Genomic DNA, 12,486 nt, shown 5'->3' on the forward strand with positions numbered 1-12,486 from the left:
CGCACCACAGGTTTCGGAACACCTCTTGCCATGAGGCGTCAGAGTAGCCAACGCGGGGGCGCAAGGTGGCGGTACCGTTCCTGGCGTGCGTGATCGTGAGGATCCGTCCGACATCGTCGCTCGTACGGGGATCGCGGGGCTGGCGATGGGCGAGTCGTTCGATGGTCGCCGACGTGCCGCTGCTGCGGGGGTTGCGGGCGACGCACGGATGATCACCTCGGCGATGCCGATGCAGGTCGCCTCGTTGACGAAGCCCGTCGTCGCCGCGGCGGCAGCCCTCTTGTGTCGTGCGGAACCGGGAGTAGACGTACGGCCGGTCGCTGACTTCTTCCCCGAGTTCGATGGCTGCTGGAACATCGCGCGAAACCTGACCTTGCGGGACTTGCTCAGCCACACGTCAGGACTGTTGGAGGAGTCGCTGACGCGTCCAGTACTCGCGGCGATGGGCGATGGTGACCATGCGCTCGACCTCGCCGCCCGCGAGGTCGTGACCAAGCGGCAGGTGCATCCGCCCGGGACGGCGTGGAACTACTACAACGGGAACTACTACCTCGCCGGAGCGGTCCTGGCCCGGCTCGGTGGCGGCACCTTCGAGTCGGTGATCGAACGCATGGTCCTTCGGCCCGCCGGCATGATCTCGACTGGTTTCACGGTGCCGGCAGGTGCTGTCCACGGCCACAGCGATGGCGTGGACGTTCCGCATCCGGAGCTTTCGCGGGCTCGGCGTCCGGCCGCGGGTTTGTGGTCCACGGTCGAGGACCTGATCCGGTTCGCCGAGTTCCTCCTTGCCGACGCCGAGCTCGTCGCGTCCATGCGTACGCCGCTCTCGCCGGCCACCTCGGTGGTCCAGTACGGTCTCGGCTGGGTCATCTACGGCGAGACGATGCTCCACCACGGCGCGACGCCCGGGTCGGGGTTTCGCTCGGGCCTGCAGCTCATTCCTGCCGAGCGCCGGGCGCTCGCGGTGCTGGTCAACGACGAGCGAGGCGGCGAGGTCATCGACGACCTCTTCGGCTACGAGTACGGGGCGTGACCCACGATGGTGCCGACCCTCATCGTCATCAGCGGTCCAGCCGGCGGGTACGGCAAGACCACGCTCGCGCACGAAGTCGCTCGGATGATCGGCTGCCCGGCCATCTGCAGAGACGAGATCAAGGAAGGCATGGTCCACGCCAACCCCGGCTTCGAACCAGGTCCCGGCGATCCGCTGACCCAGAAGGCGTTACCCCTCTTCTTCGAAGCCCTCTCACTCCTCCTCCGCTCGGGCACGACCGTGGTCGCGGAGGCAGCCTTCCAAGATGACCTCTGGCGGCCCGGCCTGGAGCCCTTGACCGAGCTGGCTGACATCCGCGTCATCCAATGCACGGCGGACGCCGAGACCGCCCGCGCGAGAAACGCCCGCCGGTATGAAGGAAACGTCGTCCGCAAGGCGGCACACACCGGACCTCGACCAGGCAGGCAAGCCAACGACAGCTTCGCCGCCATCTCGCTCGACGGGCCGAGACTTCTCGTCGACACCACCCACGGGTACGACCCAGGTCTTGATGACATCGCGACCTTCATCCACCGTGGTGCGAACTCCAGTTAGGTCAGACGCGAGGAAACAGGTGGAGCCAGAGCTGGGTTACCTGAGCGACCGCCGCGGTGTAGGGCGGGATGTCGAGAGCGTGGCTGGCGGCAAGTCGCTGGTAGCGGTCCGGCCACGACTCGGGCAGCGGCGGGAGGTCGTCCGGTGGTTCGGCGTTGTTGCGTTCGCGCCATACGGCTCGAACCGCGGCGGCCGTTCGCTCGGGTACGAGCAGACCGTGTTCGAGCAGGATGGTGAGGTCGACGAGGTCGCGGACTCGGGAGGTCTCCCGATCCCCGAAGTCGCGGAGCATGCCGTGGAACTTCTCTGCCGCATGCCGGTGAAGGTCGACCGCTTCGACCTCAACGGCAGGGACGCCGGCGAAGGCCAACGAGTTGGGTAGGGCAAGCCTGTCGGTGACCTGCAGTTCATGAGCCCTGGGTGACACATCGAGTTGGACGCGACCAAAGGGCTTGTCTGCCAGCTGCGCGCTGACTTTGGCGCGCCAGGTGGGGAATCCGCCGCTGTCCTCGCGTAGCCGTTCCGGCGGGTCGATTGTGAAGATGAAGTAGTCCTGGTCGAGCTCAAGAGTGAGGATCTCGATGAGTCGCTCATGGAGGTCGAGCGCGCTACTGACGTCATCGCGAAGCCCCAGGTCGATGTCCTTGGTCAGCCGGGCGTCGTCATGCAGGCGAACCTCGAGCGCCATGCCACCCTTGAGTACCCACCGTCCTGGTTCCACCGCTTGGATGCGGGCAATGACGCGCTCGAACATCACCCGTCGACGTAGCCGGTCCAGGCTGCTTCCGGTCTCGTTGGATCGTGCCAGCAGCCGGTGCTCCAATGCGGTGCGTAGTGCCTGCGCCGATTGGTAGGTCATGGTGTCTCCGCTTGTCGGATCGCGCGTTCGATGTACAGCGCAGCTCGCGGGTCAAGGATCTCGGCGCGGGATCGGAGGCGTCGATGGGTGACCAGGCCGGCGCTCCGCGCGTCGTCGATGGCACGGGCGAGCTGGTCCTCATCGGGTGCGTTCACGGCGATGTCGATGAGCGTTCGCACTGGAGTGGTCACCCGGTATCCCGAACGTTCGGAGACGTCATCGGCGGGAAGCTCGGCGAAGTGAAGCGCTACGGCGTCGTTGCGCATGGTGAATCCTGGCGGAACCGTCAGCTGGACATGCCGTGATTCGAACTCGCCAATGCCATGCACGCTCATGGCCGACTCGTGCGACACGACCCCTCGTCCTCGTGACCACAGAGTCCAGCGAGCGAGTTCGTCGTGTGTGCCCGGAGCCCATTCGACGAGGCGGAACAGGCCACGATCGACGCGCCACCAGTTGCCTGCCCGAACGTGATGGGCCTGCGCCTGGTGGGAGTAGCCAAGCGACTTGGCCTGAGCGGCGGTGAAGTAGCCGCCTTGCCCGGCGGCGAGCTCGAAGAGCCTCCGACGGAGATCGCGTCGATCGACTGGCATCGGCTCATCCTACAGTAAATCTTTAGTTTCAGCTCGACCTCGCCGATGGACGTCAAGTTCTGATTGAGTATCAGCACGACCTGGGGTCGTCGATCGTCGAGGCCGAATGCGGCGATGGCGGCAGCGCGCGGAGCGGCTACTAAGGTAAGGTGTACCTAACTAGAGACGCCCGGTTTGGCTCGGTGTTGCGCCGACGGGGTGCTGTTGTGGTCCGACCAACGTGCCGAGGATCGAGCGCATGCCGAAGTTCGTTCAGCCACGTCTACTCGTCGCTGCCATCGTCGCGGCCGGGCTCGCGCTCGCTGGCTGTGGCCGAGGAGCCGAGACGACCGCGGCGCAGCAAGATGAGCCCAAGACACGCGAGGTCAAGTCCGACTTCGGCAACGTCACCATCCCGACGAATCCGCAACACGCGTTGGGGATGTACACCACCGACATCGACATCCTGATCACGCTCGGCATCCCCCTCGCCGACTCGCAGCCGATCCGCGGCGACGGCTACACCGACTTCCCCAAGTTCTTCCCCCAAGAACAGCTCGACGGCATCAAGACCTTCCACAACTACCCCGAGTTCAACTACGAGGCCATCCTCGCCGCCAAGCCGGACTTCATTCTGAATGGGCTCGGCTACGAGAAGGAAGTCGTCAAACGACTCCCCGAGATCGCGCCCACCTACTCCATCGACGCCTTCGACGGCTCCGACTGGCGGGAGAAGTTCGAGCAGATCGCCACCGCCCTGGGCCGCCGAGACGCTTACCAAAAGTGGATGGACAACTACCAGAAGAAGGTCGACGCCGTACGCGCGAGGCTCGAGGCCACCAAGATCGATCCCGTCGTCGCGCCCGTCACGTACGGCATGAACGGCAAGATCGTCGCCAACTGCTACGGCGTTCCTTGTCTGGTGTTCAACGACCTCGGCCTGCGGATCTCCCCGCTCACCAAGGGTCCCAAGGGCGAGGGCACCGAGTTCAGCCTCGAAGAGCTGGAGAAGTTGAACGGCATCGACGTCGCGTTCCGGTCGGCGTTCCCGACGAAGACCGGCGAGCTGCAGAGCGAAGCCGAAGCCCTGAAAGACGTTGCCAGCAACAAGATCTGGAAGAACCTGCGGTTCGTCAAGAACGGCGCGTACGTGCCGTTCGACATGGAGATGCTCTACGGCTCGCCCAGCGGCCACGAAGCGTTCCTCGACGTCGTCGAGAAAGCCCTGCTCGACTAGGACACCCAAGAAGAGGCACCACAATGGCCATCACCAGCGACCTGCCCATGCGGTTCTACACCGCGGAGGTGGCCGCGACGCAGCAGCTCACCCCCGGCATGGTGAGGATCGTGTTCGGCGGCGAGGACCTCGCGGACTTCCTGTCCACCGGCGTCGGCGACGAGTACCTGCGCATCTTCTTCCCCGCCGACGGGCAGCAGGCGCCCAACCTGCCGGTGATCAGCGACAAGGGCCGCTGGACGTACCCCGACGGCGTCGAGCGGTCGCCGATGCGTACGTACACCGTCCGCGAGCACCGCCCGGCCACAGGCGAGGTCGTCATCGACTTCGTCGTCCACGACGGCGGCGTCGCGGCGACCTGGGCGCAGCGGGCCAAGAAGGGCGACGTCGTCGCGGTCAACACACCGACCGGCCTGTACGACCCGCCGGCCGATCTCGCCTGGCAGCTGCTGCTCACGGACTCGACCGGGCTGCCCGCCGTCGGCCGGATCCTCGACCAGTGCCCGAACCACGTTCGCACCCGCGTGATCGTCGAGGTGCCGTCGGCGGAGCACCAGCAGCCGCTCGCCACCCACGGCGACATCGAGCTGGTCTGGGTGTACGGCGGGAACGGACACGGCCGGAGCCAACTGGACGAGATCCTGCGCTCGATCGAGCTGCCCGAAGGCCCCGGCTACATCTGGGTCGCCGGCGAGACCGGCGTGCTGCGCAGCGTCCGCAAGTACCTTCGCCACGAGCGCGGCCTGCCCGCCACCGCGTACAAGACCATCGGGTACTGGACCGACAAAGCCGAGGCGTGGACCGAGAAGTTCGACGGCCTGGACGAGAAGACCCGCGCGTGGCTCTGGGCGGTCTGGGACACCGACGCCCCCGAGGAGGAGCAGGAGGACGAGTACGTCGCCCGCCTGGAGTCCCTCGGCCTCTAGCTCACGGGGACGGGATCACGGCGACGGGAGCACCAGGTCGGACGCGGCGAGGGCGCGCAACACCTCGTCGACGACCGCGGCGCGCGAGGCGCGGTGGTCGCCGGCCCACCACTTCTCGGCCGCGATCTGGAACACCGCGAACGTGAGGGTCGCGGTCAGGACCACCTGCAGGTCGCCCGGCGGGCGGTCCAGCCGCGCCGCGATCGCGCTCTCCAGATCGGACTGAGCCTGCGCCACCAGGTCCCACAGGCGGGCCCGCGGTACGGGAGCGTTGTCGACGATGCGGCGCAGGGCTGTCACGCGGCCGTCCTCGTCGGCGAACCCCTCGATCGACGCGTGGATCACCGCCCCCAACGCCACCGACAACGACTCCGTCGAGGGGCGCGAACGCAGCCGCGCCCCCAGGTCCATCGACTGGGTGAACCGGTCCAGGATCAGCAGATCCTTGCTCGGGAAGTACCGGTACAGCGTCGTGCTCCCGACCTCGGCCCGCTCCGCGATCTGCTCCATGGTCGTCTCGTCGTACCCCTGCTCCACGAACAGGTCGAGCGCCACGTCGACGATCTGCCGACGTGTCCGGGCCGTCTTGCGCTCACGCAGTCCCACGCCCGCAGCATAACCGGTCTTGACAGCCGTTCGGGTCCCACTACTTAATGGGTGTCACTCCCACTTTCCTCAGGAAGAAGACCGCATGAACACCCTGGCCGTGTCGTCGTACAGCGTCCGTGAGCACCTCGGCCCGATCGTCTTCGACTTCGTCGATCCCCAGGGCAAGGACGTGCACTTCGAGCTCCCCTACCCGAAGCTGTCGCGCATCTCGGAGTTCCCCGCCCGCGCCAGGGACACGTTCGGCGTCGACGCGATCGAGACCGTCGCGTTCCAGTTCGACGGCCTCGACGACCCCGAGATCGACGCGTTCGAGCAGGCCCTCACCAGCACCAACGTCAAGCTGCTCAACATCGCCATCGACGTCGGCGACCTGCTCGAGGCGGACAACGACAAGCGCGCGAACGACCTCAGATTGATCGAGCGCTGGATCGAGCGGTTCGTCGCGATGGGCTCGCAGTTCGTACGGGTCAACCCCGGCTCCCCGTTCAGCGCACACCACGGCGACCAGCCGCCCGCACACCTCGTCGCAGCGCTCCAGGAGCTCGGCACGTTCGCGAACGACCGCGGCGCCAGGCTGCTCGTCGAGAACCACGGCGGCCCGAGCAGCAATCCGGCCTGGATGCGCGCCCTGCTCGACGCCGTCGGGAAGGACAGCCTCGGCCTGCTGCTCGACCTCGGCAACTTCGACGTGCTGATGGGCCCGATGATGGCGATGTTCTTCGGCGGCGAGACCGAGCAGAAGGATCCCGGAGAGGTGTTCGCCGGCATCGACCTCACCACGCTGTACGAAGGCATCGAGGCCCTCGCCGACAAGGCCGAGCTCGTCAGCCTCAAGACCCACCACGTCGGCGACGACGGCTCAGTCGGTCCCGTCGACCTCGTACGCTCGCTCGACATCCTCGCCAAGCACGGCTACCAAGGCGCGCTGACGGTCGAGTACGAGGGCAGCGGCGGCGACCCGTGGGCCAAGAGCGCACGCGTCCTCGACGTCGCGCGGGCCGCCCTCGAGGGGAGGGAAGTAGAGAAGTGATCGACGTCCTCATCATCGGCTCCGGCCCCGCCGGCTCGACGTACGCCAGGACCATCGGCGACGCACTTCCGACCGCAAGCATCCTCATGGTCGAGGTCGGCCCGCGCGTTCCCGGCGAGCGCGGCTACCACACCATGAACATGACCGACGCCGCTCGCACCGAAGCGCAGCTCCTCACCCAAGGCCCCGACGCGGGCATCGAACGAGCGGCAGCGCTCGCCGACATCGCGCCCGGCATCGACCCCAGCCTGGAGTTCCGCCAGACGATCCTGCCCGGTCTGTTCTTCGTCGACCCACGGCCAAAACTCCAAGCAGGCGAGGTCGGGCTGCCCGCCGCGAGCATGGTCAGCGGCGTGGGCGGCATGGGCATCCACTGGGCGACCTCGACGCCGAGGCCGCACCAGTCCGAACGCATCCCGTTCATCTCCGCCGACGACCTCGACGCCGCGCTCACCCACGCCGAGCAGCTGCTCAAGGTCACCAAGCTCCAGGACGCCACCGGCCTGCTCGGCGCGATGCGCAAGGCGATGGCGGACGAGTTCGACGGCCCCGGACTCACGCCGGTCGGCTACCTGCCGACCGCCACGCACTGGGAGGGCGATCGGGTCCTCTTCTCCGGCACGGGCGTGATCCTCGGCGAGCTGGAGCGCACCGTTCCCGGCTTCGAGCTGCGGAGCGAGACGCTCGCCAGGCGCGTCCTCGTCGAGAACGGCGCGGCGGTCGGCGCCGAGCTGCAGGACCGCCGCACCGGCGAGACGTACGAGGTCCGCGCCACTCGCGTCGTCGTGTGTGCTGATGGCCTGCGCACTCCGCAGGTGCTGTTCGCGTCCGGCATCAGGCCGAAGGCGCTCGGCCACTACCTGAACGAGCACTTCCAGATGGCCTCGTTCGTCCAGCTCAGCGACGAGTTCGACCCAGCCGCCTACCCCGCGGACGAGCAGAGCCTCGGCTCCGTTCTCATCCCGTTCTCCGACGCCCGCCCGATGCAGGGCGGCGTCACGCCGCTGGCCAACTCCGCGTACAAGCTGCCGTTCGGCGACGACGTCACGAGGTCGCGGCTCGGCATCCTGGCCTGGTACGCCGCGAAGGACCTCCAGTACAGCGACGCGGTCGAGTTCAGCGACACCGAGACCGACTTCTACGGGATGCCGAAGATGGCGATCAGGTACGGACGTACGGAGCGGGACCTCGCGACGATCGAGGAACTGCGCCAGAACTCGCTCCGCAGCGCCGCCCGCATCGGGACGCTCCACGAGGAGCCCGCGCTCGCGGCCGGCGGCTCGTCGCTGCACTACCAGGGCGCCGTACGCATGGGCGAGACCGACGACGGCGCCTCGGTGTGCGACCCGTACCTGCGCGTCTGGGGCGTCGACCACCTGTACGTCGGCGGCAACGGCGTCATCCCCACCGCCACCGCGGCGAACCCCACCCTGACCACGGTCGCGCTCGCCTGGCGGGCCGCCACCGAGCTCGCCCGCGGGCTGGAGAGAATCGGTTCATGACCACGACGCGGCGGCATCGAGAGCTTCGAGAGAACCAGACCTGCCAACTGCACCTGTTCGACGTGGCGACCCGTTCTGCCACGGTGGTCGCCGAGTTCGACCACCTGCTGTACGAGGCTCCGAACTGGAGCGCGGACGGCCAGACGCTCTACCTGAACGGCGAAGGCGACCTGTGGGCGTTCGCACTGGAGTCTCCGAACAAGCCTCGTCGGGTCGAGTACGCGGGGCTGCCGGGGATCAACAACGACCACGTCCTCGATCCCCGCGGTGACGCGATCTTCATGTCCGCGTCGGACGGCCAGATCTACCACGGAGCGCTCGAGGGCGGCAGCGTTCGCCGCGTCACGAGCGAGGACGGCGTCTGGCACTTCCTGCACGGAGTCTCGCCCGACGGAGCGACGCTCGGCTTCGTACGGATGGTCGACTTCAACCATCCCGGGAGACTCGCCCTGGTGCCGTCCGCCGGCGGTGCGGTCACGGTGGTCGAGACGGGCCCGGGGCACGTCGACGGTCCCGAGTGGTCGCCTGACGGGGCGTGGATCTACTTCAACACCGAGAACTGGGCATCTCAGCCCGGCCACGCCCAGCTGGCGCGGGTGCCGAACGAGAACCCCGTTGCGGACAAGGTCGAACGGCTGATCTCGGCGACCACCGTCGACTGGTTCCCCCACCTCGCGCCGAACGGGAGCCTGGCGGTGTACCTCCAGTACGCGGAGGGAACGGTGAGCCATCCCGCCGACCGCGAGGTGGAGCTGGTGCTCGTCGAGACCGCAGACTGGTCCACTCCCCTGGCCCGCGTCCCGGCGTTCGGCGGACAGGGCACGATCAACGTCAACAGCTGGAGTCCCGACTCGACCCGGTTCGCCTACGTCTCCTATCCGATCGGACAGTGAGAAAGGGCGCCACCTCGACGAGGTGACGCCCCCTCTACGACCTTGGGTCAGCTGTCGAACCGGTCCAGGTTCATCACCTTGTCCCACGCGGCGACGAAGTCGTGCACGAACTTCCCCTTCGCGTCGTCGCTCGCGTACACCTCGGCGAGCGCGCGCAGCTCGGAGTTCGAGCCGAAGACCAGGTCGGCCCGCGTACCCGTCCAGGTGACCGCGCCCGCGGCGTCGCGCGCCTCGAACGTCTCGGAGTCCTCCGACGAGGTCGGCGTCCACGTCGTGCCCAGGTCGAGCAGGTTGACGAAGAAGTCGTTCGTCAGCGTGCCCGGCGTCGAGGTGAGGACGCCGTACGACGACCCCTTGTGGTTCGCGCCGAGAACGCGCAGACCGCCGACGAGAACGGTCAGCTCCGGAGCGCTCAGCGTGAGCAGATTCGCCTTGTCCACAAGCAGATACTCAGCCGGCAGCCGGTTGCCCTTGCCGACCCAGTTGCGGAAGCCGTCCGCCCTGGGCTCCATCGCGGCGAACGACTCGACGTCGGTCTGCTCCTGCGACGCGTCCGTACGGCCCGGCGTGAACGGCACCGTGACGTCGACGCCGCCAGCCTTCGCGGCCTGCTCGACCGCGGCGGCACCGCCGAGCACGATCAGGTCGGCGAGCGAGACCTGCTTGCCACCGGCGTTGAACGACTCCTGGATCCCTTGCAGGGTTCGCAGAATGGTCGCCAGCTCGTCGGGGTTGTTGACCTCCCAGGTGTTCTGCGGCTCAAGCCGGATGCGCGCACCGTTCGCGCCACCCCGCTTGTCGCTGCCGCGGAACGACGACGCGGAAGCCCACGCGGTCGAGACCAGCTGCGATACCGACAGTCCCGACTCGAGGATCTGCCGCCTGAGCGCAGCAATGTCCTCGGCGCCGATCGGCTCGTGCGTCGCTGCCGGGATCGGGTCCTGCCAGATCAGCGTCTCGGTCGGCACCTCGGGCCCGAGGTAGCGCACGATCGGACCCATGTCGCGGTGCGTCAGCTTGAACCACGCACGGGCGAACGCGTCCGCGAACTCCGCCGGGTTGTCCTTGAAGCGCCGCGAGATCGGCTCGTAGATCGGGTCGAAGCGCAGCGACAGGTCCGTCGTGAGCATCGTCGGCTTGCGCTTCGCCGCACCGTCGAACGCGTCGGGGATGATCTCCGCGGAGTCCTTCGCGACCCACTGGTTCGCGCCGGCCGGGCTCTGCGTGAGCTCCCACTCGTAGCCGAAGAGGAGCTCGAAGAAGCCGTTGCCCCACTGGATCGGCGTGGTCGTCCAGGTCACCTCGAGGCCGCTGGTGATCGCGTCCTTGCCCTTGCCCGTACCGAAGCTGTTCTTCCAGCCGAAGCCCTGCTGCTCGATCGGCGCGGCCTCGGGCTCGACACCGACGTGTTCCGCCGGGCCGGCGCCGTGGGTCTTGCCGAACGTGTGGCCGCCGGCGATCAGCGCGACGGTCTCCTCGTCGTTCATCGCCATCCGGCCGAACGTCTCGCGGATGTCGCGCGCCGCGGCGATCGGGTCGGGGTTGCCGTTCGGGCCTTCGGGGTTGACGTAGATGAGGCCCATCTGGACCGCGCCGAGCGGGCTCTCCAGGTCGCGGTCGCCGGTGTAGCGCTCGTCGCCGAGCCAGGTCTGCTCGGGACCCCAGTACACGTCCTCCTCGGGCTCCCAGACGTCCGCGCGGCCGCCGGCGAATCCGAACGTCTGGAAACCCATCGACTCCAGCGCGACGTTGCCAGTGAGGATCATCAGGTCGGCCCACGAGATCTTCTGGCCGTACTTCTTCTTCACCGGCCACAGCAGCCTGCGGGCCTTGTCCAGGTTGCCGTTGTCCGGCCAGCTGTTGAGCGGCGCGAACCGCTGCATGCCCGCGCCGGCACCTCCGCGGCCGTCGCTGACCCGGTACGTCCCCGCGCTGTGCCACGCCATCCGGATCATGAACGGGCCGTAGTGTCCGAAGTCCGCGGGCCACCAGTCCTGCGAGGTGGTCAGCACCTCGGCGATGTCCTGCTTCACCGCGGCGAGGTCGACGCTCTTGAATGCCTCGGCGTAGTCGAACTCCTCGCCGAGCGGATTGGCGACCGCGGGGTTCTTGGCGAGGATCTTCAGGTTGAGGCGCTCCGGCCACCAGCCGCGGTTGCCGCCGCCCTGGGTGGGATGCGCGGCGCGTCCGTGTGCGACGGGGCAGCCGCCCTCGGTGGCGGTGGGTTCGGTGTTGGCATCTCCGGCAACGGGAATCTCAGGCATGGGTCCTTCCGAAGGGGTTTCAGGTTGCGTTGGCTTTCGAGCAGGTGGGACACAGGCCCCAGTAGATGACCTCGGCCTCGTCGATCGCGAAGCCGCTGTCGTCGGAAGCGGTCAAGCAGGGCGCGTCGCCGATGGCGCAGTCGACGTCCGCGATGGCTCCGCAGGAGCGGCAGACGACGTGGTGGTGGTTGTCGCCGACGCGCGACTCGTACCTCGCCACGGAGCCGGAGGGCTGGATGCAGCGAACGAGCCCGGCCGCGGTGAGTCGGTGCAGCGAGTCGTACACGGCCTGGTGCGAAACCTTGGGAAGCTGCTGCCGTACGGCGTCGATGATCGAGTCCGTGTCGGCGTGCGAGAGCTCGTGGACGGCATGCAGCACCGCCACGCGCGGTCGCGTGACGCGCAACGAGGCTTGCCGGAGCAGCTGCTCGAACTCCGCCGTACCTGCCGTGGTCACGGGCCCTACCTTGTCCTCTTTTCTGGAATCAGTCAAGATTGCGAGCGCCGTGTCGCGCATTCAACCGGTCAGGAATCGAGAAGCAGGTGGGGCCGCCACGGATCTACGTTCGTGGACATGGAACTCACACTTCACTACTGCTTCATCACCATCGACGACGGCGACCAGGCGCTCGCCTTCTATCGGGACGCACTGGGTCTCGAGCTCCGCAACGACGTGGCGTACGGGGGTGCGCGCTGGTTGACGATGGGGCCGAAGACGCAGCCGGACGTCAACATCGTCCTTGAGACCGTCAACGCCGACCCGAACGTGGCGCCGGAGGACCTCGAAGCGCTGAACGACCTGCTGGCGAAGGGACTCCTGCGCGCCGTCGTGCTGGCCACGCCGGATTGCGACGCCACGTTCGAGCAGGTCCGCTCGTCCGGCGCCGAGGTCATCCAGGAGCCGATCGACCAGCCGTACGGCGTGCGCGACTGCGCCTTCCGCGACCCCGCGGGCAACATGGTCCGCTTCGCCCAGCTGAAGGGCTGAGCGTTCTCCATCCACTCT

General features: G+C 67.7%; 13 protein-coding genes and 1 pseudogene. 8 read left to right on the plus strand and 6 right to left on the minus strand.

Annotated elements, in window-relative coordinates:
* Positions 1–85: 85 nt before the first annotated feature.
* Both JOD67_RS29670 and JOD67_RS29675 read left to right on the plus strand, forming a co-directional pair.
* On the plus strand, positions 86–1,033 hold the full coding sequence (locus JOD67_RS29670) for a serine hydrolase domain-containing protein (protein WP_205120998.1): 948 nt from the start codon (positions 86–88) through the stop codon (positions 1,031–1,033).
* Positions 1,034–1,039: 6 nt separating this feature from the next.
* A complete protein-coding gene (locus JOD67_RS29675; RefSeq protein ID WP_205120999.1) occupies positions 1,040–1,588 on the plus strand; it encodes a P-loop nucleotide/nucleoside kinase family protein in 549 nt (182 codons plus the stop codon).
* 1 nt (position 1,589) lies between these two features.
* Here the strand turns inward: JOD67_RS29675 and JOD67_RS29680 are convergent, their stop codons facing one another.
* The 3 genes and pseudogenes from JOD67_RS29680 to JOD67_RS42490 form a co-directional block, all read right to left on the minus strand.
* Positions 1,590–2,447 (minus strand): nucleotidyl transferase AbiEii/AbiGii toxin family protein, encoded by an 858-nt coding sequence (locus tag JOD67_RS29680; protein WP_205121000.1) that lies wholly within the window; start codon positions 2,445–2,447, stop codon positions 1,590–1,592.
* Positions 2,444–2,800 (minus strand): type IV toxin-antitoxin system AbiEi family antitoxin, encoded by a 357-nt coding sequence (locus tag JOD67_RS29685; RefSeq protein ID WP_205121001.1) that lies wholly within the window; start codon positions 2,798–2,800, stop codon positions 2,444–2,446. Before JOD67_RS29685 ends, JOD67_RS29680 begins: the two co-directional genes overlap by 4 nt.
* A 78-nt stretch (positions 2,801–2,878) precedes the next feature.
* A pseudogene (locus JOD67_RS42490) lies at positions 2,879–3,040 on the minus strand (type IV toxin-antitoxin system AbiEi family antitoxin domain-containing protein); the annotation flags it as partial.
* 238 nt (positions 3,041–3,278) lie between these two features.
* On the opposite strand from JOD67_RS42490, the gene JOD67_RS29690 reads away from it, so the two are divergent.
* Both JOD67_RS29690 and JOD67_RS29695 read left to right on the plus strand, forming a co-directional pair.
* The gene (locus JOD67_RS29690; RefSeq protein WP_205121002.1) at positions 3,279–4,256 is read left to right on the plus strand and encodes an ABC transporter substrate-binding protein; all 978 of its coding nucleotides are present in this window, start codon (positions 3,279–3,281) and stop codon (positions 4,254–4,256) included.
* A 23-nt stretch (positions 4,257–4,279) separates the two neighbouring features.
* A complete protein-coding gene (locus tag JOD67_RS29695; RefSeq protein ID WP_205121003.1) occupies positions 4,280–5,182 on the plus strand; it encodes a siderophore-interacting protein in 903 nt (300 codons plus the stop codon).
* A gap of 15 nt (positions 5,183–5,197) precedes the next feature.
* Here the strand turns inward: JOD67_RS29695 and JOD67_RS29700 are convergent, their stop codons facing one another.
* A complete protein-coding gene (locus JOD67_RS29700) occupies positions 5,198–5,788 on the minus strand; it encodes a TetR/AcrR family transcriptional regulator (RefSeq protein ID WP_205121004.1) in 591 nt (196 codons plus the stop codon).
* A gap of 85 nt (positions 5,789–5,873) precedes the next feature.
* Between JOD67_RS29700 and JOD67_RS29705 the strand changes: the two genes are divergently transcribed.
* The 3 genes from JOD67_RS29705 to JOD67_RS29715 are packed head-to-tail and all read left to right on the plus strand — an operon-like array spanning position 5,874 to position 9,216.
* On the plus strand, positions 5,874–6,821 hold the full coding sequence (locus JOD67_RS29705; protein WP_205121005.1) for a sugar phosphate isomerase/epimerase family protein: 948 nt from the start codon (positions 5,874–5,876) through the stop codon (positions 6,819–6,821).
* Positions 6,818–8,323, plus strand: a complete 1,506-nt coding sequence (locus JOD67_RS42150) for a GMC oxidoreductase (RefSeq protein WP_205121006.1) — start codon at positions 6,818–6,820, stop codon at positions 8,321–8,323. Before JOD67_RS29705 ends, JOD67_RS42150 begins: the two co-directional genes overlap by 4 nt.
* Complete coding sequence (locus JOD67_RS29715) at positions 8,320–9,216, plus strand: TolB family protein (protein ID WP_205121007.1); 897 nt, start codon at positions 8,320–8,322, stop codon at positions 9,214–9,216. Before JOD67_RS42150 ends, JOD67_RS29715 begins: the two co-directional genes overlap by 4 nt.
* A gap of 47 nt (positions 9,217–9,263) precedes the next feature.
* Here JOD67_RS29715 and katG read toward each other — a convergent pair whose 3' ends face one another.
* The gene (gene katG, locus JOD67_RS29720) at positions 9,264–11,480 is read right to left on the minus strand and encodes a catalase/peroxidase HPI (RefSeq protein ID WP_205121008.1); all 2,217 of its coding nucleotides are present in this window, start codon (positions 11,478–11,480) and stop codon (positions 9,264–9,266) included.
* A 19-nt stretch (positions 11,481–11,499) separates the two neighbouring features.
* Entirely contained in the window at positions 11,500–11,937 is a 438-nt protein-coding gene (locus tag JOD67_RS29725) for a Fur family transcriptional regulator (RefSeq protein WP_307782600.1), read from the minus strand.
* A 117-nt stretch (positions 11,938–12,054) separates the two neighbouring features.
* Here JOD67_RS29725 and JOD67_RS29730 point away from each other — a divergent pair, with 117 nt between their 5' ends.
* Entirely contained in the window at positions 12,055–12,468 is a 414-nt protein-coding gene (locus JOD67_RS29730) for a VOC family protein (protein WP_205121010.1), read from the plus strand.
* Positions 12,469–12,486 lie beyond the last annotated feature (18 nt).

Source organism: Tenggerimyces flavus, assembly GCF_016907715.1.
Classification (GTDB): Bacteria; Actinomycetota; Actinomycetes; order Propionibacteriales; family Actinopolymorphaceae; genus Tenggerimyces; species Tenggerimyces flavus.

Bases quoted from the DNA above. Each gene is read 5' to 3' on its own strand.
- JOD67_RS29675 (WP_205120999.1), top strand. From the start codon at position 1,040: ATGGTGCCGACCCTCATCGTCATCAGCGGTCCAGCCGGCGGGTACGGC.
- JOD67_RS29680 (WP_205121000.1), bottom strand. From the start codon at position 2,447: ATGACCTACCAATCGGCGCAGGCACTACGCACCGCATTGGAGCACCGG.
- JOD67_RS29690 (WP_205121002.1), top strand. From the start codon at position 3,279: ATGCCGAAGTTCGTTCAGCCACGTCTACTCGTCGCTGCCATCGTCGCG.
- JOD67_RS29695 (WP_205121003.1), top strand. From the start codon at position 4,280: ATGGCCATCACCAGCGACCTGCCCATGCGGTTCTACACCGCGGAGGTG.
- JOD67_RS29705 (WP_205121005.1), top strand. From the start codon at position 5,874: ATGAACACCCTGGCCGTGTCGTCGTACAGCGTCCGTGAGCACCTCGGC.
- JOD67_RS29715 (WP_205121007.1), top strand. From the start codon at position 8,320: ATGACCACGACGCGGCGGCATCGAGAGCTTCGAGAGAACCAGACCTGC.
- katG (WP_205121008.1), bottom strand. From the start codon at position 11,480: ATGCCTGAGATTCCCGTTGCCGGAGATGCCAACACCGAACCCACCGCC.
- JOD67_RS29730 (WP_205121010.1), top strand. From the start codon at position 12,055: ATGGAACTCACACTTCACTACTGCTTCATCACCATCGACGACGGCGAC.